The 24,020-nt window shown below is 72.9% G+C and carries 20 protein-coding genes; 12 read left to right on the forward strand and 8 right to left on the reverse strand.

Features of this window, described 5'->3' with window-relative positions; genetic code table 11:
• Positions 1-189 precede the first annotated feature (189 nt).
• From VF825_RS15305 to VF825_RS15315, 3 genes are all read left to right on the forward strand, one after another.
• A complete protein-coding gene (locus tag VF825_RS15305) occupies positions 190-1,227 on the forward strand; it encodes a glycosyltransferase family 2 protein (protein ID WP_331114839.1) in 1,038 nt (345 codons plus the stop codon).
• 62 nt (positions 1,228-1,289) lie between these two features.
• Positions 1,290-3,791 carry a bifunctional glycosyltransferase/CDP-glycerol:glycerophosphate glycerophosphotransferase gene (locus VF825_RS15310; RefSeq protein ID WP_331114841.1) on the forward strand — a complete coding sequence of 834 codons (2,502 nt, stop codon included), beginning with the start codon at positions 1,290-1,292 and terminating at the stop codon, positions 3,789-3,791.
• Positions 3,784-4,899 carry an acyltransferase family protein gene (locus VF825_RS15315; protein ID WP_331114843.1) on the forward strand — a complete coding sequence of 372 codons (1,116 nt, stop codon included), beginning with the start codon at positions 3,784-3,786 and terminating at the stop codon, positions 4,897-4,899. Before VF825_RS15310 ends, VF825_RS15315 begins: the two co-directional genes overlap by 8 nt.
• A 9-nt stretch (positions 4,900-4,908) precedes the next feature.
• Here VF825_RS15315 and VF825_RS15320 read toward each other — a convergent pair whose 3' ends face one another.
• Positions 4,909-6,873, reverse strand: coding sequence for a DUF6541 family protein (locus VF825_RS15320; protein ID WP_331114845.1), 1,965 nt, complete (start codon positions 6,871-6,873; stop codon positions 4,909-4,911).
• The gene (locus VF825_RS15325; protein WP_331114878.1) at positions 6,870-8,819 is read right to left on the reverse strand and encodes a DUF6541 family protein; all 1,950 of its coding nucleotides are present in this window, start codon (positions 8,817-8,819) and stop codon (positions 6,870-6,872) included. The genes VF825_RS15320 and VF825_RS15325 overlap by 4 nt, the downstream gene beginning before the upstream one ends.
• A gap of 153 nt (positions 8,820-8,972) precedes the next feature.
• Between VF825_RS15325 and VF825_RS15330 the strand changes: the two genes are divergently transcribed.
• From VF825_RS15330 to VF825_RS15360, 7 genes are all read left to right on the forward strand, one after another.
• A complete protein-coding gene (locus tag VF825_RS15330) occupies positions 8,973-10,280 on the forward strand; it encodes a glycosyltransferase family 2 protein (protein WP_331114848.1) in 1,308 nt (435 codons plus the stop codon).
• Positions 10,277-11,077: an ABC transporter permease gene (locus VF825_RS15335; RefSeq protein ID WP_331114850.1), complete on the forward strand. Its 801-nt coding sequence runs from the start codon at positions 10,277-10,279 to the stop codon at positions 11,075-11,077. Before VF825_RS15330 ends, VF825_RS15335 begins: the two co-directional genes overlap by 4 nt.
• A gap of 3 nt (positions 11,078-11,080) precedes the next feature.
• Positions 11,081-11,827 carry an ABC transporter ATP-binding protein gene (locus VF825_RS15340; RefSeq protein WP_331114852.1) on the forward strand — a complete coding sequence of 249 codons (747 nt, stop codon included), beginning with the start codon at positions 11,081-11,083 and terminating at the stop codon, positions 11,825-11,827.
• Positions 11,824-13,833 (forward strand): DUF5941 domain-containing protein, encoded by a 2,010-nt coding sequence (locus VF825_RS15345; protein ID WP_331114854.1) that lies wholly within the window; start codon positions 11,824-11,826, stop codon positions 13,831-13,833. Before VF825_RS15340 ends, VF825_RS15345 begins: the two co-directional genes overlap by 4 nt.
• Positions 13,830-14,648 carry a CDP-alcohol phosphatidyltransferase family protein gene (locus VF825_RS15350; protein WP_331114856.1) on the forward strand — a complete coding sequence of 273 codons (819 nt, stop codon included), beginning with the start codon at positions 13,830-13,832 and terminating at the stop codon, positions 14,646-14,648. The genes VF825_RS15345 and VF825_RS15350 overlap by 4 nt, the downstream gene beginning before the upstream one ends.
• A gap of 3 nt (positions 14,649-14,651) precedes the next feature.
• Positions 14,652-15,623 carry a glycosyltransferase gene (locus tag VF825_RS15355; protein ID WP_331114858.1) on the forward strand — a complete coding sequence of 324 codons (972 nt, stop codon included), beginning with the start codon at positions 14,652-14,654 and terminating at the stop codon, positions 15,621-15,623.
• Between the two features lie 121 nt (positions 15,624-15,744).
• The gene (locus VF825_RS15360) at positions 15,745-16,158 is read left to right on the forward strand and encodes an adenylyltransferase/cytidyltransferase family protein (RefSeq protein WP_331114860.1); all 414 of its coding nucleotides are present in this window, start codon (positions 15,745-15,747) and stop codon (positions 16,156-16,158) included.
• Positions 16,159-16,221: 63 nt separating this feature from the next.
• On the opposite strand, the gene VF825_RS15365 is transcribed toward VF825_RS15360, so the two are convergent.
• Both VF825_RS15365 and VF825_RS15370 read right to left on the reverse strand, forming a co-directional pair.
• Positions 16,222-16,575, reverse strand: coding sequence for a DUF2304 domain-containing protein (locus VF825_RS15365; protein ID WP_331114862.1), 354 nt, complete (start codon positions 16,573-16,575; stop codon positions 16,222-16,224).
• Between the two features lie 34 nt (positions 16,576-16,609).
• Positions 16,610-17,296, reverse strand: a complete 687-nt coding sequence (locus VF825_RS15370) for a glycosyltransferase family 2 protein (protein WP_331114864.1) — start codon at positions 17,294-17,296, stop codon at positions 16,610-16,612.
• A gap of 199 nt (positions 17,297-17,495) precedes the next feature.
• Here VF825_RS15370 and VF825_RS15375 point away from each other — a divergent pair, with 199 nt between their 5' ends.
• Together VF825_RS15375 and VF825_RS15380 are read left to right on the forward strand one after the other, a co-directional pair.
• Positions 17,496-18,611, forward strand: a complete 1,116-nt coding sequence (locus tag VF825_RS15375) for a glycosyltransferase family 4 protein (protein WP_331114866.1) — start codon at positions 17,496-17,498, stop codon at positions 18,609-18,611.
• 53 nt (positions 18,612-18,664) lie between these two features.
• Positions 18,665-19,702 (forward strand): hypothetical protein, encoded by a 1,038-nt coding sequence (locus tag VF825_RS15380; protein WP_331114868.1) that lies wholly within the window; start codon positions 18,665-18,667, stop codon positions 19,700-19,702.
• 58 nt (positions 19,703-19,760) lie between these two features.
• Here VF825_RS15380 and VF825_RS15385 read toward each other — a convergent pair whose 3' ends face one another.
• Genes VF825_RS15385 through pseB form a run of 4 tightly spaced genes read right to left on the reverse strand, consistent with a single transcriptional unit; the run spans position 19,761 to position 23,975 of the window.
• The gene (locus tag VF825_RS15385; protein ID WP_331114870.1) at positions 19,761-20,399 is read right to left on the reverse strand and encodes a pseudaminic acid biosynthesis-associated methylase; all 639 of its coding nucleotides are present in this window, start codon (positions 20,397-20,399) and stop codon (positions 19,761-19,763) included.
• A 50-nt stretch (positions 20,400-20,449) separates the two neighbouring features.
• A complete protein-coding gene (locus VF825_RS15390) occupies positions 20,450-21,865 on the reverse strand; it encodes a lipopolysaccharide biosynthesis protein (RefSeq protein WP_331114872.1) in 1,416 nt (471 codons plus the stop codon).
• Positions 21,862-22,989 (reverse strand): DegT/DnrJ/EryC1/StrS family aminotransferase, encoded by a 1,128-nt coding sequence (locus tag VF825_RS15395; RefSeq protein WP_331114874.1) that lies wholly within the window; start codon positions 22,987-22,989, stop codon positions 21,862-21,864. The genes VF825_RS15390 and VF825_RS15395 overlap by 4 nt, the downstream gene beginning before the upstream one ends.
• Before the next feature lie 2 nt (positions 22,990-22,991).
• The gene (gene pseB, locus VF825_RS15400) at positions 22,992-23,975 is read right to left on the reverse strand and encodes a UDP-N-acetylglucosamine 4,6-dehydratase (inverting) (protein WP_331114876.1); all 984 of its coding nucleotides are present in this window, start codon (positions 23,973-23,975) and stop codon (positions 22,992-22,994) included.
• Between the last annotated feature and the right edge of the window lie 45 nt (positions 23,976-24,020).

Raw genomic sequence — 24,020 nt, forward strand, 5'->3', positions numbered from 1 at the left:
CGGTGACGACGTCATCGTCCCCGTGGATCGGGATCTGGCGCGATCGTGTCGGGTCGTAGTCCTCAGGCACGCCATGAGGGTAGAGCCTCCTGCTGGGGAAGGGGCAACGCCGCGCGAGCGCGGGGCCGGGTCAGCGGTACCCTGACCCGGCCCGCCGACGACCAGCACGCTGAGGACCCTTCCCTGACCATGCCTGTCCCGGAGTCCACCTCCGCACCGGAGCTCACTTCGGTCCCGGAGCCCACACCCGCCCCGGCCACCTCGCTGCCGGCGGTCTCGGTGGTGATGCCGATCCTCAACGAGGAGCGTCATCTCGAGGAGGCGGTCGCCGCCGTCCTCGGCCAGGACTACGCCGGCCCGGTGGAGGTGGTGCTGGCCCTGGGCCCGAGCCGGGACCGGACCGACGAGATCGCGGCGGCGCTCGCGGAGGCCGACCCGCGGGTGCACACGGTGGCCAACCCCAGCGGCCGGACCCCGGAGGCGCTCAACGCCGCACTGGGCGCGAGCCGCTCCGACATCGTCGTCCGGGTCGACGGCCACGGCGTGCTCGACCGTGACTACGTGCGCACCGCCGTCGAGCTGCTCGAGGACACCGGCGCGGCCAACGTCGGCGGCCTCATGGACGCCGAGGGCGTGACGACGTTCGAACGCGCTGTCGCTGCGGCGATGACCTCCCGCCTCGGCGTCGGCGCCTCCCGATTCCACACCGGTGGCGAGCCCGGCCCCGCCGACACCGTCTACCTCGGCGTGTTCCGCCGGGAGTGGCTGGACCGGATGGGCGGCTACGACCCGAGGTTCGTGCGCGCCCAGGACTGGGAGCTCAACCACCGCATCCGGGAGGCCGGCGGGCTCGTCTGGTTCTCCCCGCTGCTGCGGGTGTCCTACCGGCCCCGCCCGTCCCTGGCCGCGCTGGCCCGGCAGTACCGGGACTACGGCCGGTGGCGCCGCGTGGTGGCCCGCACCCACAGCGGCACGATCAACGCGCGATACCTGGCGCCGCCCCTGGCCCTGGCGGGGATGATCTTCGGCGCCGTGACCGGCCTCGCCTGGCCGGCTGCCTGGCTGGTCCCGCTGGCCTACCTCGTCCTGACCACGGTCGGTGGCCTGGCCATCCGTGCGGGCATCGGCTGGCGCGAACGCCTCCTGCTTCCTGTGATCATCCCCACGATGCACCTGTCCTGGGGGTGGGGGTTCCTCAGCAGCCGGGTGCGGATCGAGGAGGCGTGAGCGCGGACGCGCCGCGCCCCGACCCTTTCAGAGCAGACTCACAGGTTGGCTACAGTCAACGGGTGCCGCTGCTCTCCGTGATCATCCCCGTCTACAACGTCCAGGCCTACCTGGAGGAGTGCCTGGACTCGGTCCTCGGCCAGGGCTTCGAGGACCTCGAGGTCATCGCCGTCGACGACCGGTCCCCGGACCACTCCCCGGCGATGCTCGACGAGCGCGCTGCCCGCGACGAGCGGCTGCGGGTGGTCCACCTCGAGCAGAACGTCGGCCTCGGCCCGGCCCGCAACGCCGGCCTGGAGCACGCCACCGGCCGCTACGTCATGTTCCTCGACAGCGACGACTCGCTCACCCCGGGCAGCCTCCTGGCGATCGCGGAGCAGCTGGAGAAGGCCCGCAACCCCGAGTTGCTCATCGTCGACCACGCCCGCACCTACTGGTGGGGCAAGGTCCAGCGCAACCTCATGCACGAGCTGCTGGACGAGCTCTCGCAGGGCCCGGCGTTCACGACCGAGGAGCACCCCGAGCTGTTCGACCTGCTGCACGTGGCGTGGAACAAGGTCAGCCGTCGTGACTTCCTCGAACGCGAGGAGCTGCTGTTCCCGCCCGGCTACTACGAGGACACGCCCTGGACCTACAAGGCGCTGCTGACGGCCAAGTCGATCTCGACCCTGCCCGTCGTGACCGTGCACTACCGCCAGCGCCGGCACGGCAACATCCTCGGCACCCAGTCGCGCCGCCACTTCGAGGCCTTCGCCCAGTGGGAGCGCATCTTCGACTTCCTGGACGGCCGCCCCGACCTGGCGCACTGGCGGCCGCGGGTCTACCAGCAGATGATCGCGCAGTACATGACGGTGCTGCGCCACCCCAAGCGCGTGCCGGACGACGCCCGCGCCGACTTCTTCCACGCCGCCTCCGAGCACGCCCGCCGGTTCAGTGACGGCACCGAGTCGATGGGCAGCCCCCGCCAGGACCAGCTGCTCGCGATGCTCAAGAAGGACAACTACGCCGGCTTCCGGGCGCTGCGGGTCGTCAACAACACGGCCTCGACCGGCAAGAAGAAGCTCAAGAAGTCGACGAAGGACGCGCGCAAGGTCGCCTCGCGCGGCAAGAAGCTGGTCAAGCGCCTGGAGTACCGCCGCGAGGTCGCCACCGTCGACCTGGACCCCAACCTCGCCGTGTTCGCGGCGTACTGGAACCGCGGCTACGCATGCTCCCCGAAGGCCATCTACGAGGCGATGCGCGAGCTCGCCCCACACATCCACGGCGTCTGGGTGGTGCGGGAGAAGAACGTCGACTCGCTCCCGCCGGGCGTGGACTACGTCATCCCGGGCAGCCGGCGCTACTGGTCGCTCATGGCCCGGGCGACCTACCTGGTCAACAACGTCAACTTCCCCGACCAGGTCATCAAGCGCCCCGGCCAGGTGCACATCCAGACCCAGCACGGCACGCCGCTGAAGCACATGGGCATCGACCTGATGAAGCACCCCGCCGCCATCGGCAACCTCGTCTTCGAGGACCTGCTCATGCGCAGCGACCGCTGGGACTACAACCTGACGTCCAACCGCTTCTCCAGCGTGGTGTGGCAGCGGGCGATCCCCAGCAACTACGAGACGGTCGAGTCCGGCTACCCGCGCAACGACGTGCTGGTCAACGCCACCGAGGCGGACGTCGCCGCCGCCCGGGCGCGCCTGGGCATCCCGACGGACAAGCGCGCCGTCCTCTACGCCCCCACCCACCGGGACCACGACCTCGACTTCACCCTGCGCGCCGACCCGGTGCGCCTGGCCGAGCAGCTGGGCGAGGACTTCGTCGTGCTGGTCCGGGCCCACTATTTCTACGACTGGGACACCGAGCACTCCGAGCTCGAGCGCCGCAAGCAGCTGCTCAACGTCTCCCGGGTCGACAGCGTCGAGGACCTGATGCTGGCCGCCGACGTCCTGGTCACGGACTACTCGAGCATCATGTTCGACTACGCCAACCTGGACCGCCCGCAGGTCATCTTCGCCCCGGACTGGGAGACCTACCGCGACGTGCGCGGCGTCTACTTCGACCTCATGGAGCTCCCGCCGGGCCACGTCTCCACCGAGCAGGAGGACCTCGCCGAGCTGCTGCGCAGCGGCCGCTACGACGACGCCGAGTCCGCCGCGCTCCGGGCCCGCTTCCGCGAGGCCTTCTGCGAGTACGACGACGGCCGCGCCGCCGAGCGGGTGGTGCGCCACATCTTCCTCGGTGAGGGCATGCTGCCGATCCAGCCGCTCGCCGAGCGCACGGTCGCCCCGCGTCCCTCGCAGATCCCGGAGGCGCTGGCCGCAGCCGCGGCCGCCGTCGGCGACAAGGCCTGGGACGCGGCGGCCGACCGGGCGAAGGAGGCCGCGTGGGAGTCGGCCCACCGCGAGGCCGACGAGCGTGGGCAGGAGGAGCCGGACCCGGGCATGGAGATGGAGGAGGACGCCTCCTTCGACGGCGGGACCGTGGACGACGGTGACGAGGACCGCGAGCTGTCCCAGGACTGGGACTCAGACCGCGCCACTCCCACGGCCCGACGGACGGAGCAGCGTGACTGACACCACCGATGCGGCCCCCGCCCTGGGGCGCGACACCGCCGACGCCGCCCCGGCGCGCGGGACGGCCCCGAGCGCCCCGGGTGCACCGGCACCCAGGCAGCGCGACGCGTGGCTGGACAACGTCCGGTTCGTGCTGCTGGCCTTCGTGGTGATGGACCACTTCATGTGGCCGTTGCTGTCCGGCAGCCGGACCATGCACGTGCTGTTCTACTGGATCCACCTGTTCCACATGCCGGCGTTCGTCATGGTCACCGGCTTCTTCTCGCGCAGCCTGGTGGTCAACGACTCCCGGGCGCGCGGCTTGGTCACGCGGGTCCTGGTGCCCTACCTCATCTTCCAGACGCTCTACCAGCTCGGCGACCCGCTGCTGCGCCACGGCCAGATGGTCCGGTGGGCGCCGTTGTGGCCGGCCTGGCTGATGTGGTTCCTCGCCGCGATGATCGTGTGGCGGCTCATGACGCCCTACCTGCTGCGGATCCGCTGGATCCTGCCGATCAGCATCCTCGTGTCGCTGGGCACCGGCGCCATCGCCGGCGTCAGCCACCTGATGTCCATGGACCGCGTGCTGTCGTTCCTGCCGTTCTTCGTGCTCGGCCTGGTGATCCGCCGCGAGCACCTCGAGGTGCTGCGCCGCCTGCCCGCGCGGGTGGCGGCCGTCGCCGTGCTCGTCGCCGCGTGGCCGGTCTCCGCCGTGGCCGCCGACAAGCTCGGCGTGCACTGGATGTTCTGGGACCGCTCGTACGCCAGCATGCACACCACCACCGTCAAGGGCATCGCCATCCGGTCGATCCTCATGGTGCTGGCGTTCGCCACCTCGGCCGCCGTGCTGGCGCTCACCCCGCCCGCGCACAGCTGGATGTCCGCCCTCGGGCGGGGGTCGCTCTACGGCTACCTGTTGCACGGCTTCATCGCCTGGGGCTTCAAGTGGACCGCGGTCCACGCGTGGTTCAACTCGCCGCCGCGCTACGCGCTGTTCCTGGCTGGTTGCGTCGCCCTGACGGCGGCGCTGTGTTCGCCGTGGACCCAACGGGTGCTGCGCCCGGTCATCGAGCCGAGGACGGACTGGCTGCTGCGCCGCCGTGATGCCGAGGTGGCGGTCAGGGCCTGACCGGGAGGGTCATAGCGTGCCGCCGCAGGCGGTGATCTTGTAGAGCACGAACCGGCCCTGCCTCGCGACCCTCTCCAGCCCGGGCCGGCCGGCCAGGACCACCATGCCCCGGTCGATGTCGTCGTTGCCGCTTCGGGCCCAGTAGTAGGCCTTGCCGGTGATCGCCCAGCCGATCTGCTGGCGCTCGAGCGCGGCGCACACGTCGGGCCGCGAGGCCACGTGGTCCAGGCCCCCGGCGATGGTCTGGACGTCCCCGCCGCGCACCGGTGACAGCGTGGTGAACAGGCTGCGCCGGCCGGTCAGAGCGTAGACGAGCGAGGAGCCGTTGGCCGCCACGCCGGCGATCCCGGCGTCCGGGGGAGTCATCAGGGCCAGGGTCCTGAGGTCGGCCAGCTCGTCGGCGTTCGCCAGCTGCCGTCCCCGCTGCGGCGGCTGGTAGTAGTTGCTGACGAGGGCGACCTTGGCGGCCTGGTCGTTGAAGCCGGTGCCCACGAGGAAGAGCGCCCCCACCAGTGCGGGCACCAGCAGCGCCCCCACCCCGCGCGTCGCCGGCCGGCTGGAGGAGAGCCGGGCCACGAGCTGGCTGGCGGCCCGGGCCAGGGCGCCCAGGCCGGCGACCGCGAGCACCACCGCCGGGACCGGCACGGAGGCCGCGACCCGCACGGCGTCGTTGTACCAGAAGCCGGTGAAGATGGCGGTGAAGGTGCTGTTGACGGCGGCCGCGAGCACATACAGCGTCGCGAAGACCACGAACCCCACCGCGGCCCAGAGTGCGGCGTGGAGGCGGCGCACCGCAGCGACCACGCCGAGCAGGACGACCGCGGAGAGCACCCAGAGCCGGGGCTGGAAGTGCGGGGCGTGCAGGAGCGCGGCCAGCACGGCCTGCGGGACGCTCTCGTAGGGCGCCCACGAGAACGAGGACAGGAAGGCGATGCGCCGGGAGACCAGCGGCAGCACCGCGGCCAGGACGAGGGAGAGGGTCACCGCCACCGCCAGCGCGGCCAGGGCCCGCCGGCGGGGCCGTCCCGGCTGCTCCAGGGCCACGCGCAGCAGCGCGGCCACCCCCAGGCTCGCCGCCAGCCCCGCCACGGTCACGATGCCGGTGGGATGGCCGAAGAACTGTCCCGGCAGGGCGAGCACCAGGGCGGTCACAGCCACGTCGCGGCCCACCACGGCCTCCCCGGTATGCCGCGTGGTCGCCGCGAGCACGAGGGCGAAGGTCCCCGGGACGAGGCAGATGCCCACCACCTGGGCCCAGACGACGCCCCAGCCGAGCAGGTAGCTGGGGAACGCGACGAACGAGGCCGAGCACACGGCCGTCGCCACGAGGGCCGCGGGCCGGGGCCCGAAGACGTGCCTCGCCATGGCCAGGCACCCCAGCGGCCAGGCCACCGCGGTCACCGCGAGCACCACCATGTTGGCCGCCGTGACCAGCGGCATCGGGTGCAGCTGCAGCGCGGTCACCGCCAGGTCGTGGAACCCGCTGGGATAGAAGCCGGTGGCCCCCAGCGACGAGGTGTCCCCGCTGCTGAGCATGGAGCGCACGCGGTTGAGGTGGAAGACCACGTCGGGGCTGTCGACCAGGTTGTCCGGGGTCCCCATGCCGGGCACCGAGCTGGCCAGCGACATCACTGCGCCCAGGAGGGCCGACCCCGCTGCCGCGAGGCGCACGCCGGTGCGCTCCGGCGACGGACGGCTGGAGCGCCGCGCGCGCAGGGCGAGGCCGACCGCGCCCGCGAGCAGCACCGCCACCACGGTCGCGCCGACGGCGACGCCGGTGCTCCAGCGCGTCCCGGAGCGCGACGCGACGATGCCGCCCAGGGTCAGCACGGTCACCGACAGCGTGGGGGAGGCCCCCCAGGCGGTCACGCCACGCAGGCCCACGGCCCAGGCGACCAGCAGTCCCGGGACGAGGAGGACCGCGACGACGACGCCGAACCCGGGCAGCGCGTCGACCCACGGCTGGAGCGTCACGGCCGGCCGCAGGCGGTGATGCGGTAGAGGTTGTAACCCCCCTCGGAGGCCACGCGCTCGAAGCCGGGCCGGCCGGCCAGGCGGATCATGCCGTAGGTGTCCTGGTGGGTGATCTTCTCGGCCCAGAACGTCCACCTGCCGGTCACGGCGTAGCCGATGTTGTTGCGCTTCAAGGCCGCACAGACGTCCGGGCGGCTGCTGACCTGGTCGAGGTAGCGGCCCACGGTGAGGTGGTCGGCGTCCTTCAGCGGCGACAGCGTCGTGTAGTAGACCTTGCGGTCGGACAGGGCGTAGAGCAGGGGCGAGCCGTTGGCCGGGATGCCCGCGACGACCGTGTCCCGCGGGATGCTGCGCGCCAGGCGCTGCAGCGCGTCCAGCTGAGCGGCGCTGACGAGGCGACGGGCCTGGGTGTGCGGGTGGTAGTAGTGGTCGACCAGCTGGGCCTGGGCACGGTGGGAGGCGCCCACCGTCGCCCCGAGGAAGAGCACGGCGAGCAGGGCCGGGACGCCGACCGTCTGCAGGCGCGAGGGACGCGTGGTGGCCGACAGGCCGGAGCGGCGGGCGAGGAGCCGGTTCAGCCCCCGGTGGAGCAGGCCGAGCCCGGCGACGGCGAGCACCGTGCCGGGGATGGCGTTGGACGCCGCGATCCGGACCGAGTCGTTGTACCAGTAGCCGGTGAACAGCTGGGTCAGCGGCGTGCCGATCGCGGCGGCCAGGACGTAGAGGACGGAGAAGAGCACGAAGCTCACGACGGCCCACAGCAGCCGGCGCTGGCGGGTGACCGCGACGACGGCCCCCAGCACGACGAACACGGACAGGCCGACCAGGAACGGGCCGTCGTGGGGCGCGTTCAGGAGCATGTCGAGGCCCGCGCCGCCCACCGACTCGGTGGGCTTCCAGTCGTAGGCGGACACCGCGGCCACCCGCGAGGAGATCCGGGGCAGCACGACCACGGCCGCGAGGGAGACCACGACGAGGCTGGTCAGCCCCAGTGCGGCGCGCCGGCGCTGCTCCTGTGGGCCCTCGACCATCACCTGGATCGCGGCCGCGGCCAGCACGGTCAGCACCAGGAGCGCCAGGCTGAGCATGGCGTTGGGGTGGGCCAGGAAGACGCCGGGCACCGCCATCGCCAGGGCGATGCCGGCCGTCCGGCGGCGCACGCCGGTCTGGGCGACCGGCCGCACCGTGGCGACCGCCATCGCCAGGGCACCAGGGACCAGGGAGAGTCCGATCGCGTTGGGCCACAAGACGCCCCAGCCGAGCAGGAAGGCGGGGAACGCGACGAACGCCGACGAGCACAGGCCGGTGGCGAGCAGCGCCAGCGGGTGCGGTCCGAAGACCTGGCGTGCCAGCGCGACACAGCCCAGCGGCCAGATCACCGCGGCGGTCAGCAGGGCACCGAGGTTGGCGGCGACCACGAGCGAGACCGGGGCCACCTGGACCGCGCTGGCCACGACACCGTGGAACGCGCTGGGGTAGAAGCCGCCGGCGACCGAGGAGACGTTGCCGGTCTCCAGCATGGTGCGCAGCCGGATGAGGTGGAAGATGACGTCGGGGCTGTTGGAGACCGAGTTGGCCGCGCCGATCCCGCGCACCAGCGCCACCGACTGCAGGGTCGCACCGATGGCGAAGCCGCCCAGGCCGGCCAACCGGACCCGGGCGCTGTCGACGTGCCGGTGTCGCCACACCCGAAGGTGCAGGACCAGGGCCAGCACGGCTGCGGCACTCGCCGCCACCAGCGTCGCCGCGAGCAGCACCACGAGGTTCCACCGGAGGCCGGCCAGGGCGGCGACGACCGCGCCGACGCTGACGACCGTGACGCTCAGGGGCGGGGCCATGCCCCAGGCGGACAGGCCGCGCAGGCCGAGGGCGTAGCCGACGGCGAGCCCCGGGAGCAGCACGACGGCCGCCAGCATCAGGAACGTCGGCAGCGCCTCGAACCACATCACCACTGCACGGACTCCATCTTCAGGTCGTGGTGCCGTGCCGGGACGGCGAACGGCCCGATGCTAACAGCGGGCCGGGCGGCCTCCGGTGGTCCGAACCGGCCGCCCGCTGCGGCGTCTGAGGGAGCCTCAGCCGGGCGGTACGGTTGCGGGATGCCACCCGCCCTCAGCGTCATCGTCGCCGTGCATGACGTCGAGCCGTGGATCGGCGAGTGCCTGCGGTCCGTCGCCGAGCAGGTGCCCGAGGGCACCGAGGTGATCCTGGTCGACGACGGGTCGACCGACGCCAGCGGCCGGCTCTGCGACGAGCTGGCGCAGGGGCGCCCCGGCTGGCGGGTCGTCCACCAGCCCAACGCCGGCCTCGGCGCCGCCCGCAACGCCGGCCTGCGGCTGGCCACGGCCGACCTGGTCGGCTTCGTGGACGGCGACGACGTCCTCCTGCCCGGCTACCGCGCGCTGGTAGCCGCCGCGCAGTCCCGCGGGTATGCCGTGGCCACCGGCCCGGTGCTGCGCACCGACGGCCGCCGCACCTGGGTCTCCGCCCTGCACGCCCAGGCGCTGGACCACCTCGGCGACGTGGCCGACGTCACGCGCGACCCCGCGCTGGTCTACGACACGACGGCGTGGAACAAGGTCTACCGGCGCGACTTCCTGCGCGAGCACGACCTGGAGTTCCCCGAGGGCGTGCTCTACGAGGACCTGCCGCTGACCATCCCCGCGTACTGCCTGGCCGGTCCCGTCGCCGTGGTGCACGAGCCGGTCTACGCGTGGCGGGCCCGCACCGCCGGCCTGTCGATCACCCAGCGCCGCTACGAGGTCGACAACCTGCGCGACCGGTTCGCCGCCGTCGCCGCGGTCGACCGCTTCCTGGAGCAGCACCAGCTGCACGACCTGCGCGTCGCCCACGACGACAAGGTGCTGCGGGTGGACCTGCCGCTCTACACCGCGGCCCTGCCGGAGGGGGACGAGACCTTCCGCGCGGCATACCTGTCCTTCTGCGAGCACCTCCTCGGAGCCGTGAGCGAGGAGCGCCGGCGGAGGCTGCCGCCCACGCTGCGCCTGTACGTCGAGCTCGCGGCGGCGGGGCGCATGGAGGACCTGGTCACCGCGGTCCGGGGGCGTCGCGGGCCGCGCGTGTGGGCCCCTGACACCCGTTCGGGCTGGCAGCGGGTGCGTGACGACCTCGCCGTCTACCGGCTGGAGCGCGAGCTCGGGCTGGCCTCCTGGCCCCAGGTCCTGCGCCGGGCCCCGGTGCGCGCGGCCAGGCTGCTGCTGCCGGAGGACCGGTGGCGGCGCGTCGGAGCGGCCCCCCGTCCGCGGCGGTCCCCGGCCCGGACGCAGGCTGCCGCCCCACCTCCGGTTGGCGTACCCTCGGTCGCCGGCGCCAGCCGCGCTGCTGGCACCCTGAGCACGGAGACGGACCCCCGCCGCTCCCCGGAACGACAGGCAACGAACGAATGACGCTCCTCACCCGCACCGGCGCGGTCATGGCCCGCCGGCAGGTGTTGTGGACCCTGGTGGTCCGTGACCTCAAGGTCCGCTACTCCCGTAGCGTCCTCGGCTACCTGTGGACGATCCTGGACCCGCTGGCCATGGCCGGGGTCTACTTCTTCGTCTTCACCTTCATCTTCAAGGCCCGCAAGATCGGCGAGCAGCCCTACATCCTGTTCCTCATCGCCGGCCTGCTGGCCTGGCAGTGGTTCTCCGGGTCGCTGACCGACACCTCCCGCGCGCTGCTCGCCGAGGCCAAGCTGGTCCGCTCGACGAACCTGCCGCGCGAGCTGTGGGTCGTGCGGGTCGTCATCGCCAAGGGCATCGAGTTCCTGCTGTCCCTGCCCGTGCTCGCCGGCTTCACCCTCTTCTACATCGTCAAGGGCCAGACCCACGTCAGCTGGGGCCTGCTGTTCATCCCGGTGGGTTTCGTGCTGCAGTTCTTCCTGCTCGTCGGCATCGGGCTGCTGCTCGCGCCGGTGACCGCGCTGGTGACCGACACCCAGCGCGTCGTGCGGATCTTCCTGCGCATGTTCTTCTACCTCACACCGGTGATCTACGGCGTGCACGCGGCTCCCAAACGGGTGCGGGTGCTGCTGGAGCTCAACCCAATGACGGGTGTGATGGAGCTCTACCGTGCCGGGCTGTTCGCCCGAGAGGTCAACTGGGAGTCCGTGGCCGTCGGGTCCGCCGTGACGGTGCTGATCATCGCCGCGGGCGCGATCGTCTTCGCCCGACTCGAGCGCGCCGTGCTCAAGGAGATCTGAGCCATGTCCGTGGTGATCAAGGCCGAGAACCTCGGCATCGAGTTCTACCGTTCGCGCCGGCGCAAGATGCAGCTGCGCGAGATGATCTTCCACCAGCGCAACAGTGCGCCCAGGGAGACGTTCTGGGCGCTCAAGGACGTCAACTTCGAGGTCAAGGAGGGCGAGGCGGTCGGCCTCGTCGGCGCCAACGGTGGTGGCAAGAGCACGCTGCTGAAGATGATCGCCGGGGTGCTCATCCCCGACACCGGCACGGTGACCGTCAGCGGTGGCGTCGCCCCGCTGATCGAGCTCACCGGTGGCTTCATCGGCGAGCTGTCGGCACGCGAGAACATCTACCTGACCGCCGGCCTGCACGGGCTGTCCCGCGACCAGGTCGACGAGCGCTTCGACGACATCGTCGACTTCGCGGGGCCGCAGGTCCGCGAGGCGCTCGACACCCCCTACCGCCACTTCTCCTCGGGCATGCAGGTGCGCCTCGGCTTCTCGGTGATCACGACCCTCGACGAGCCGATCGTGCTCGTCGACGAGGTGCTGGCCGTCGGCGACCGCAACTTCAAGGAGAAGTGCTACAAGCGCATGGAGACCCTCCTGGAGGGTGGGCGCACGCTGTTCCTGGTGTCCCACAACGAGAACGACCTGCGGCGCTTCGGCACGCGGGGCCTCTACCTCAACCAGGGCGAGCTCGTCATGGACGCCCCGATGGAGGACGTCCTGGACCGCTACAACGCGGACGTGGACGCCGCACGGTGAGCCCGGACCCGGCCGCCACGGTCGGCAACGAGGCGGCGCGTGCCGTCCACGGGCTCTCCGCCGGTGCCGACCTGGCCCTGCTCGGGTCGTGCGACGCCGCTGGCCTGCGCGGCGAGCTCGCCGGCGCCGGGGTGCACGGCGCCGCCACGGTCATCACCGGGTCGGCCGCCGAGGTGCTCGAGCAGCTGGCCGACCTGGCCGAGTCCGACCCCGCCGAGGTGCTCGTCGTGGCGGCCGCGGACCTGCAGCTGAGCCTGCCCGCCGTGCTGGACCTGCTCGACAAGCCCGGCGTGCGCACCGGGGTGCTCACCGCCGCCCCCGAGGTGCTCGAGAGCGGCCGTGCCGTGGCCGTCCGCGCCCGCGTCGGCGGCGACGGCAAGCTGGTCGAGTCGGTCGGCACCGCCGTCCACGAGGTGACCCGACCCAACCGGGCACTGCCCGGGCTGCTGCGCGTCGACCCCGCCGACCGCCTCCTGGCCGCGCGCACCTGGCGTGCGGCGTCGGCGGAGGCCGCGGGCTGGGACGTCGACGGCTTCGCGCTCGCGGTCCTGGCCCTCGTGCGCGACCAGGTCCGCGTGCAGTCGGTGGCCATGGGACCGTTCACCTGGTCCCGCGGCCCCGTGAGCGCCCGCGGCGCGGCCGGCAGCCCCTGGCGGCAGCGGCTGCGCGGCGCCTCCCGCGGCGGCGACGGCTTCGTCTCCACGTATGCCGTGCGCCCCCTCTCGCGCCGCCTCACCGGGGTCGGGCTGCGGCTGGGCTGGTCGCCCAACGCGGTGACCGTCACCAGCCTGGCCGTCGGGGTCGTCGCGGCCCTGCTCGTCGTCACCGACAACCGCTGGGCGTGGGTCGCCGCAGCCGTCCTGGTCCAGCTCGCGCTCGTCATCGACTGCGTGGACGGGGAGATCGCGCGCTTCACGCGGCGCTTCAGCGCGCTCGGCGCCTGGCTCGACGCGGTGGGGGACCGGGTCAAGGAGTACTCCGTCTTCGCCGCCTGCGCCTACGTCGGGGTGCGCCACGGAGCCGAACTGTGGCTGGTGGCCACCGCGGCGATGGCCCTGGTGACCCTGCGCCACCTCGAGGACTACGCCTACGACCACCGGCTCGCCCCCACCCGGGTGAGCCGGCCGGACGGCATACCGCTGGTCGCGCCGCGCGACCTCGGGCCGCAGGACGCGCGCACGGACTTCGCACCCGAGCCCTCCGCCCGCTGGTGGCGCATCCACTGGGCCAAGAAGGTCATGCACATGCCCATCGCGGAGCGCTACCTCGTGATCTCGCTGGCGCTGCTGACGTTCAGCCCGCAGGTCGTGCTCTGGGCGATCATCGTCTCGGTCGGTGCGGCCATGGTGTGGACCATCGGCGGGCGGACGCTCAAGGCGCTGACCGGCCGCGACGGCGTCCCCGCGCTGCAGCCGTCCGGAACGGCGTGGGGGCACCTGGACCACCAGACCGACCTCGGGCCGGTGGCCCGCCTGGGGGGCCGGGTGCTGCGGCTGCCCTTCCTCGCGACCCCGGTGGCCGGTGCCCTCCTGCTCGTCGCGGTCGTCGTCGGCGCCCGGTCCGACCAGCTGTGGGTCGGGCTCGTCGCGGCGGTGGCCGCCGCGCTGGCCATCGGCGCGGCCACCCGGCCGCCGATCCGGCACACCCTGGGCTGGCAGCTGCCCTGGCTGCTGTGGGTGGCCGAGGTCGTGGTCGTCGCGGTCGTGGCCCGGGACCAGCTCCCGGTGCGCGAGCTGGGCGTCGTGTTCGCGTTCCTCGCGGCCGTGGCCTACCACCGCTACGACACCGTCTACCGGCTGCGCGACACCGGGGAGGCGCCCGCGCCGTGGCTGTCGGTGCTCGGCCTGGGCGTGGACGGGCGGGTCATCCTCGTGCTGGCCGTCGCCACGTGGGGGCCCGGCGCCCTGGAGCCGCTGCTGGTCGTCGGGGCCCTCTGGCTGGCCGCCCTCTACCTGACCGAGTCGACGGCCGGCTGGCGCCGGTGGATCCGCGGAGCGGCCGCATGAGCAGGACCCTGAACCACGACCCGCTGGACAACCACCCCACGCTGGCGCAGCTCAAGGCCGTGGCGCAGCCCGAGGCGCACATCGCCCGCTACAACGCCGAGCACTGGTCCGGGGGCCTCTACGTCCGGCACCTGAGCATCCGCACCACCAGGCTGCTGCTGCCCACCGGGATCAGCCCCAACGGGGTGACCTGGTTGATGATCGTCCTCGGCGTCGTCGGCCCGCTCGCCCTGCCGCTGCCCGGGCTCCTCGGCCCGGTCCTGGCGGTCCTCGCGATGCAGCTGCAGATCGTGCTGGACTGCAGCGACGGCGAGGTCGCCCGCTGGCGTCAGCGCTTCTCCCCGGCCGGGATCTACCTCGACCGCGTCTGCCACTACGTCACCGAGGCCGCGCTGCCCGCGGCGCTGGGCCTGCGCGCCGACGGCTGGACGCTCGTGCACCCGCTGGACGTCGGCGGCTGGACCGTCCTGGGCCTGCTCACCAGCGTCATCGTGCTCGTCAACAAGGCGCTGACCGACCTGGTGGTGGTGGCTCGCGCCAAGACCGGCCGGCCGCTGCTCGACGACGTCGCGGCCACCACGCGCTCCAAGGTCTCCGGCGTTGCGCGGGTCCGGCGGGTGTTCGGCTACGTGCCGGTCTTCCGGGCGTTCGTGGCCTTCGAGTTCTCCCTGCTGACGCTGGTGGCGGGAGTCGTCGACGTGCTCGCCGGAGACCTGGCCGGCACCCACGCGCTCGCCCTCGTCATGGTCCCGCTGGCGCTCGTCACCGCCGGCGGCCACCTCGTGGGCGTGTTGACCAGCTCCCGGCTGGACTGAGCCGTGGCGGACCAGAGCGTGCACGTGTTCCAGTGGGCCCAGGTGCCCGGCCCGGTCGGGGGAGTGACCCGTAGCGTCCACGACCTCACCGCGGGGCTCGTCGACGCCGGCGTGACGATGCACCAGGTCGACACCGGTTCGGCGCCCCGCGCCGCCCGGGTGGTGCCCGCGCTGCGGGCCCGGCGCGCGCTGCACCTGTTCCACATCACCCGTCTGTGGCGGGCGATCGTGCTGGCCCCGGTCTTCGCGGTGCTGCCGGGGCGGACCGTCGTGGTCCTGCACTCCGGCTCCACCCGCCGTCAGGTCGAGTCCATGCCGGCCTGGCGCTCGCGGCTGCTGCGCAGCAGCCTGGCCGCCTACGACGAGATCTGGGCGGTCAACGACGAGATCCGCGAGGTGCTGCCGGAGCGGCTGCGTGACCGGGTCGTCGTCGTGTCGCCGTTCGTCCCCTCCCGCCTCACCTCGGCCGAGCCGGTGGCGCGCGACCCCGACCTGGTCACCGTGGCCACCAACTCGGGGCTGGCCCACTACAACGCCTCGCTGGCGGTCGAGGCCGTGCGCCGGGCCCGGGCCGAGCGCCCCGGGCTGCGGCTGTGGGTCCTCGCCTACGACCAGGACGGCCCGCACATGGCGGCGCTGCGCCGCGAGGTCGAGGGCCTGGACTGGGTCGAGGTGTCGATGAACCTCTCGGCCGCGGAGGTCTCCGCGGCTCTGGCCCGCTCGGCGGCCTTCCTGCGCCCGACCACCTGGGACGGCGACTCGGTCATCGTCCGCGAGGCCCTGGCCATGGGCGCCCGGGTCGTGGCCAGCGACCTCGTCGCCCGGCCCGTGGGCGTCGAGCTCGCTGCCCTGGACGCGCAGGCCCTGGCCGACGCGCTGCTGCACGGGGGCCGCCCCAGCGACGGCGCCGGGCTGGCCCGCCAGTCCGTGGTTGACGCGGCCCTGGCCGCGCTCGGGCGCGTTCAGGTCGACTGAACCTCGGGGCAGACGGGCAACGGACGTCGCCCGTTCACCTGACGGTAGGCTCGGCGTTCAGGTTTCTTTGATGTTCCGCGCCTCGGGCGGACGTCGGCCCCGAGGCGATGGGAGCGAGTCCTTGAGCAAGCGCACGGTGATCACCTTCGGCACCTTCGACGTGCTGCACGTCGGGCACATCCGGGTGCTGCAGCGTGCGGCTGCACTGGGCGACCGGCTCGTGGTCGGGGTCTCGGCCGACGAGCTGAACATCAGCAAGAAGGGTCGCGCCCCCGTGTTCTCCCAGGAGGAGCGGCTGGAGATCGTCGGCAACCTGAAGATGGTCGACGAGGTCTTCGTCGAGGAGAGCCTGGAGCTCAAGCGCGACTACGTCACGCAGTTCCAGGCCGACGTGCTGGCGATGGGCAACGACTGGGAGGGCAAGTTCGACTTCCTCAGCGACATCTGCGAGGTCGTCTACTTCCCGCGCACGCCCTCGGTGTCCACCACGGCCCTGATCGAGCACATCGCGCGGATCGCCCCCGAACCTGCCTGAGTGGCGTGAGCCGCGGGTGCCGCGACCCTGGGTACCGGGCACACGGCATACCGGCGTGCGGACTCAGTCCTGGTGCTCCGGGCTGGCGGCGCGGGCCTCGTCGAGCGCGAGGCGGCGGGCCAGCTTGGTGTAGCGCGCCTCGAAGTCGCGGAAGCGCAGGTAGGTGGTCAGCGTGAAGCTGAGGAACGCCACGACGAGGGCATAGAGGACCAGGTCGGTGCCGCGGCCGACGCCGACCACGTGGGCGATGCGGGTCCAGACGCCGGGCACGAGGATCGACCACACCGCGAACGCGGCGAACACGAGCAGGCCGAGGCGGCGGATCGCCTGGGTGCGGGCGCCCTGTCCGCGCAGCAGCCGGGCCGCGACCACGATCACCACGGCGATGAGCAGGACCTGGATCAACAGGATGGTCATCGGAGCACTCCCCGGGACGAGACGGTCGGGCGGGTCATCGCAGGATCAGCTCGGCCAGGATGTTGATGGAGTTCCACAGCGACTGCCCCTTGGAGCGGGAGTAGTCGGTGTAGAGGATGTGGACGGGCTCCTCGACGTAGCGGCAGCCCGTGGCGCCGATCTGGGCCACCAGCTCGGAGGCGTGCGCCATGCGGTTCTGGGTGATCTGCACCTGCTCCAGCACCGGCCGGGAGATCGCGCGGAGGCCGTTGTGGGCGTCGGTCAGGCGGGTGCGGGTCGTCATGTTGGTGTAGCCGACGGCCGCCCGCAGCACGAGCTTCTTGGCCAGGCTCGGCTGGGTGCGCTCGTCGAGGAACCGCGAGCCGAACACCGCCTCGGCCTCGCCGGCACGCAGCCGGGTCACCATCGCCTCGGCGTCGGAGACCTGGTGCTGCCCGTCGGCGTCGAAGGTGACCACGAAGCGCATCGCCGGGTCGCTCAAGGCGTAGTCGAAGCCGGTCTGCAGCGCCGCGCCCTGGCCGAGGTTGACCGGGTGGCGGACCACCCGGGCGCCGGCCTGCTCGGCGATGTCCGCGGAGCGGTCACGGCTCCCGTCGTCCACGCAGACCACCTGCGGGAAGGCCGCGCGCACGTCGCGTACGACGTCGGCGATGACCTCCTCCTCGTTGTACAGGGGTATGACAACCCAGGTGTCGTCCACGCCGCTTCCTGACTCCTCCACGCAGGGCAGTCTAGGTCCGCCGGCCACGGCGCGAGGCCCCGGGTGCGGCCGGCGGACGGCTCGGTGCGCGGCTCGGGGCGTACCGGCGGGTCAGTAGAGTGACGTCGTCACAAGACCGGGTGCCGGTGACCGGGCCCCGACCCCGACCTGGAGACCGTGTGCACATCCGCGAAGACCGCTCGCCCGGGGGGCTCCTGCGATGAGCGGTGGGCACCCCCACGTCCTGTTCGTCGTGACGAACTACCCGCCGCACCGCGGTGGCGTCGAGCAGCACGTCTCCTCCCTGGCCCACCGGCTGGTGGCCCGTGGGGCCGCCGCGACCGTGGTGTGCCTGGGCGATGAGGACGGCGTCCGCGACGACGACGGCGTGCTCGTGCACACGCTGCGACGCCGCCTCGACGTCGGCGACGTGCTCGCCCTGCCCGAGCCGCTGGCCTGGCGCAGGCTCGCCGGAAGCCTGGCCGACGGTGTCACCCACGTCTCCACGCACACCCGCTTCTTCCCCATGTCCTGGCTCGGCCTGCGCCTCGCCCGGCGGGCCGGGGTGCCCCTCGTGCACACCGAGCACGGGTCGGACCACGTGCGCACGCCCTCCGCGGTCGTCAACGCCGGGGCCCTGACCGTGGACCGGACGATGGGCCGCGCCGTGCTGCGCGGCGCCACCGAGGTGCTGGCCGTGTCCGACCGCGTCGCCGACTTCGTGCGCCGCCTCTCCGGGCGGGAGGCCGAGGTGTTCGGCAACGGGGTGGACGTCGCCGCCTGGCGCGGCGCCGACCCCGTCGAGCCGGCGCCGAGGCTGGTCTTCGTCGGCCGGCTGGTCGACGAGAAGGGCTGGCGCGCCTTCCTGGACGTGGCGGCCCGGCTCGCCGGCGAGGTGCCCGGCCTCACCGCGGTCCTGGCCGGTGACGGCCCCCGTCGTGCCGAGGTGGAGGCCGAGGTGCGGCGCCACGACCTCGGCGGGGTGGTCCAGGTGCTCGGCATGGTCGACCACGCGGAGCTGGCCCGGCGCCTGCACGGCGGCGTCTACGTCAACCCCACCACGGCCGCTGAGGGCTTCCAGACCACGCAGATCGAGGCCCTGGCCGCGGGTGCGCGCGTGGTCTCCTACGACGTGGCCGGGGCGCGCATGCTGCGCGATGCCGGCGCACCGCTGGCGGTCGTGACCCCCGGCGACGAGCAGACCCTGCTGACCGAGGTCCGTCGCGAGCTGCTGGCCCCGAGCCCCGCCGCGACCCTGCAGAGCCTCGCGCCGTGGGACTGGGAGGTCCTCACCGACCGCTACCTGCAGGTCCTCGCCCGCGCCCGCACCGCCTGACCCCGCACGACACGACCAGCGCACGACCCCGACGACGGCCAGGAGATCCGCCCGTGGACACCCAGAACCACTTCTACAGCCACAGCGCCGTGCTCGCGGAGTACTGCGGGCTGCGCCGCCCCCGGCACATGCGCGGCCTGCTGCAGCACGGGTGGACGCTCATCTCGCCGGTGTCCGCCAACTTCGGTGACTTCCCCTGGGTCGACGGGCGCGGCAACCGGCGCCTGTTCGTGTGGTCGCACGAGTCGCGGGCGTGGGACCCCGCGCAGGAGCCGTCCGAGACGGTTGCCCTGGGCGCCCCCTGGCTCTACCTGCACCGGCTCGCCGGGTCGCCGGCGCCGCGCGGGGGCGACGCCCCGACGGTCGTGCTCCCGGTCCACGGCACCCGGGTGATGCGCTGGCAGGGCGACCACGCCCGCCTCGCGCAGCAGGTGCGGGAGCAGGAGGGCAGCGTGCTCGTCTCGGTGCACCACGAGGACCTCGGCGACCCCGACATCGTCGGCGGCTGGCGCTCGGCCGGCCACGAGGTCGTCTCCTCGGGCGCCCGGCAGGACGTGGCCTTTCTGCCCCGCCAGATGAGCCTGTTCACCTCCGCCGGGCGCGTCGTGTCCAACCGGCTCTCCACGGCCGTCCTGTATGCCGCGGCCCTGGGCATCCCCGTCGCCGTCTACGGCGACCCGTTCACGATCACCGGCGGCGACCGGGAGGCCTACGAGGCCGTCCGGGAGCGCTGGCCCGAGTTCCACGGAGAGCAGACCGACACCGCGGTGACCACACAGATCGCCCGCCGCGAGCTCGGCGCCGCCAGCGTGCGCCAGCCCGCCGAGCTCAAGGCCCTGCTGGGCTGGGACCACCCGGTGAGCCTGGGCGCCGGCGCGGACTACTGGCTGCGCGGCCCGGTGGAGAAGGCCCTGCGCGTCCTCGGTGTCCGGGAGCGGGTCAGCGGCGGTCAGGGCCTCGAGGCCGGCCTCGGCGCCGGGGCGTGGCTGCGGCACCCGTTCGAGCACCTGCCCTCGCGGCTCGAGCGCACCCTGCCGCCGGTGCACCCGCTGCCCGAGCCGCTGCGCCCGGGCACGACGCCCGGCGCCTGACCACGCTGCAAGGGGTCTGCCCCGGCCACGTGCGGCCCGGACAGACCCCTCGACGGCGTCAGGACCCGGTCTTCTCCATGAGGAACCACGTGGAGTCGTCCAGCGGGAACTGCGGGTCGCGGTGGTAGGTGAAGCCGTAGTCGACCAGCCGCAGGTCGGGGAAGCGGTCGAGGATCTCGCCGGCGAAGTCCCGCTTGAACAGCGCGTGCTCGTGGCCCCGGTAGAGCACCTCCACCGGCGTCGGGTTGTAGTACTCGCAGACGAGGACGAACCGGCGGCTGGCCTCCACGAGCGTGCGGTAGACGTCCTCGAGGTGGTCCGGGGGCAGGTGGATGAGCACCCCCTTGGTGAAGGCCAGGTCCCACTGCCCGTCGAGCTCGACGTCGAGCAGCGACCCGACCTGGACGGTCGCCCCACCCCAGGCCTCGACCTCCGCGGCGGCGTCGGGGTTGATCTCGACCGAGTGCAGGTCGGCGTCGGGCAGCAGGCCGCGCAGCGCCCGCAGGTTGTTGCCGATGTTGGCGCCGAGCTCGACGACCGATGCCAGCGGGCCGGTGCGCTCGAGCACCTTGCGGAACAGCTCGCGGTTGCTCTGGACGAGGGCGTCGCCGCGGTTGCGGGTCATGTAGTCGCGGCCGAAGTCGCCGGCCCAGAGGTCTTCCTGGCTGGTGCGGCCCACGCGGGCGGGAGGTTCCATGGCGCCCACCGTTGCCGATGACCCGCCGGGGCACAAGGCCAAACGCCGGATCAGCCCCGGATCACCCGGCGGCCCAGCCACAACGTCCCGACCCCGGCCGCGCCCGCGACCAGCAGGCGGCTCAGGCTGGGCAGCCCGGTGACGGGCAGCAGCGACCCGGCGGCGCACAGCACCGCGCCGACGAGGAACGGCAGCACCAGGACCCGCTCGTTCCACCGGGTGCTGCCGACGCGGCGCCGGAGCACCGCGGTGCCGACCGCCAGGGAGGCGTACGTCGCGGGGAAGCCGACGGCGAGCAGGACCAGGTCGCTGCGGCCGACGGCCAGGGCGACCAGGAGGCCGACCAGCAGGCTGCACGGGGTGACCACGGACAGGCCCAGCGAGCGGCCGGAGGCGAAGACGAGGTGGACGTTGGCCAGGTAGGCCACCGAGACCACCGTCCCGAACGTGACGATCGCGACCGCGGGGACGAGCTCGTCGGGGGCGAAGGGCGCGTTCGCCACGAGGCGCAGCAGCCACGGCGACAGGGTCGCCACGCCGCCGGCCACGAACGCCGCCAGGGTGCCGATGTCGCGGGCCGTGTGCGCGAGCACGGCGCCGCGCTCGTTTTCCGGTGTGCGATAGACGATCGGGGCCCACGAGTTGTTCAGCGCCGAGGTGATCACCCCCGGTGAGCTGCCGACGAGGAGGGCCAGCTGCAGCCGGCCCGCGGCCGCGATGCCGTAGAGCTGGCCGGCGAGGAAGACCAGGGCGCCGTTGGCGAGGAACAGGGCGACGAGGTGCGGGATGACCGGCAGCCCGATCCGCAGGGCCGCGCGGGTGTCACCGCGCTCACGCTGGACCCGGCCGCCGCGCAGGCACAGCACCAGGCCGCCGAGGGCGGCCACCGCGTATCCCGCGGCGACGCCGACGAGGTAGCGCTCCGGTGAGCGGTCGGGCACCAGCAGCGCCAGCCCGAGCGCGGGGCCGCCGAGCGTCGCGGCCGCCGACAGGGCCGCGAAGGCGCCGGGGCGGTCCAGCACGCGCAGCAGGGACTGGGCGTTCTCCACCACGACGAAGAAGGCACCGGCCACCAGGGCCAGGGGGATCGCGACCCGCAGCGGCTCGGCGAGCATCCCCGTCCACCACGGCGCCGCGAGCAGCACGACGGCCGTCAGCCCCATCGTCATCAGCGAGCCGCGCACCAGCAGGGCCCGGGCGCCCGGCACCCCCGAGCTGGTGAGGATGCCCTGGCGGGTGATCACGGACGGCATACCGAAGCTGCCGAGCATCATCGCCACCTGGATCACGACGACCGCGGTGGCCACGACGCCGTAGGCCTCCGCACCGAGCATGCGGGTGACCACGGGGACGACCGCGACGTTGGCCAGGATCGGGGCGGCCGTGCCCAGGGTGTAGATCGACCCGCGTCCCAGGACGCCCCGGCTGGCGGCGGCGCCGGCTCCGGAACCGGACACCGCGCTCACGCGTGCAGGAAGCCGCGCACCAGGTCGACGACCCGGTCCACGTCCCCGTCGGTCAGGTCGGGGAACAGGGGCAGCGAGATCTCCTGGGAGTAGTACTCCTCGGCGACCGGGCACATGCCCCGCTGGTAGCCCAGGTCCTCGAAGACCGGGTGCCAGTAGACCGGGATGTAGTTGACCTGGACGCCGATCCCGGCGTCCCGCAGGTGGTCGAACAGCGCCCGGCGACGGCCCTCGAGCACCCGCAGCGGGTAGAGGTGCCACGTCGGGTCGGCGCCCTCACGGCGGCCCGGCAGCCGCAGCCCCTCGACGTCCGCGAGCCCGGCGTTGTAGCGCGCGGTGATCTCGTCGCGGCGGGCCTTGAACCGCTCCAAGCGCTGCAGCTGGCTCGAGCCGAGCGCGCAGAGCAGGTCGGGCAGGCGGTAGTTGAGGCCGAACTCGTGGACCTCCTGGTGCCACGGGCCCTCGTCGGGGTAGCGCAGCCGCTCGGGGTCGCGGACGAGGCCGATGGTGCGGAAGGTCCGCGCCCGGGCGACGAGCTCGGGGTCGGTGCCCACGACGGCACCGCCCTCGGCCGTGGTGAGGTTCTTGGTTGGGAAGAACGAGAACGTCGTCAGGTCCGCCAGGGAGCCCACCGGTCGGCCGTCGAGGGACCCGCCGATGGAGTGCGCGGCGTCCTCGACCAGGACCGCGTCGTGGCGGTGGGCCAGGTCGAGCAGGGCCGGGGCGTCGATCGGGTGCCCGGCGTAGTCGACGCCGGTGATGGCCCGGGTCCGCGGGGTGACGGCAGCAGCCGCCGCCTCGGGGTCGAGGTTGCCGGTGTCCTCGCTGACGTCCGCGAAGACGACCCGGGCGCCCAGGATCGCGGCGCAGCTGGCCGTGGCCACGAAGGTCAGGGGAGTGGTGACGACCTCGTCGCCCTGGCCCAGGCCGAGCGCGGCGTAGGCCACGTGCAGCGCAGCGGTCCCGGAGGTGACCGACACCGCGTCGACGGCGCCGGAGACCTTGGTCAGGTCCTGCTCGAACTGGGCGACCGCCGGTCCGGTGGTGAGCCAGTCACCACGCAGGACCTGGGCGACCGCCTCGATGTCGGACTCGTCGACCGACTGGCGTCCGTAGGGCAGCAAGGTCAGAGTTCCGTCTCGATGATCTTGGCGATCTCCTCGCGCGTGAACCACTGGTCGTTGAGGTCGGAGCGGTAGGCGAAGCCCTCCGGCACCGGCACACCGTCGGCGGGCGGCTCGTAGCCCCACGAGGCCAGGTCGGGCTGGAGCACGTAGCGGTCGCCGATGCGCAGGGCCCGGCGCCCCTCCTCCGGGGAGATCATCTCCTCGTGGAGCTTCTCGCCGGGGCGCAGGCCAGCGTCGTGCATCGCGGCGCCGGGGGCGATGGCCTGCGCGAGGTCGGTGATCTTCATCGACGGGATGCGCGGGACGTAGAGCTCGCCGCCCTGCATCATCTCGAAGGAGTCGACGACGAAGTCCACGGCCTGGGGCAGCGTGATGAAGAAGCGGGTGCAGCGCAGGTCGGTGATCGGCAGGGACTCACCGGCCTCGCCGAGCTTGCGGAAGAACGGGATGACCGAGCCACGGCTGCCCATGACGTTGCCGTAGCGGACCACGGCGAAGCGAGTGGGGTAGGCCGCGGCGTAGTGGTTGCCGGTGATGAACAGCTTGTCGGCGGTCAGCTTCGTGGCGCCGTAGAGGTTGATCGGGCTCGAGGCCTTGTCGGTGGAGAGGGCCACGACCCTCTTGACGCCCGCGTCGATGGAGGTCTCGATGACGTTCTGCGAGCCCACGACGTTGGTCTGCACGAACTCCCACGGGTTGTACTCCGCGGTGTCGACCTGCTTCAGCGCGGCGGCGTGGACGACGTAGTCGATGCCGTGCATCGCGCGGTGGAGGCGGTGACGGTCGCGGATGTCGCCGATGAACCAGCGCAGGCGGGGGTCGTTGCCGAACATGTTCCGGACTTCGTACTGCTTGAGCTCGTCGCGGCTGAACACCACAACCCGGCGCGGGTCGAGCTCGTCCAGGACGTGCCGCAGGAAGGCCTTTCCGAAAGACCCCGTCCCCCCAGTGATGAGGATCGAGGAACCGGACAGGACCGACATTGTGCCTCCTTGGTGGCGCTGGCGTTTACGGCATGATGTCACGGC

Source organism: Oryzihumus sp., assembly GCF_036391795.1.
Classification (GTDB): Bacteria; Actinomycetota; Actinomycetes; order Actinomycetales; family Dermatophilaceae; genus Oryzihumus.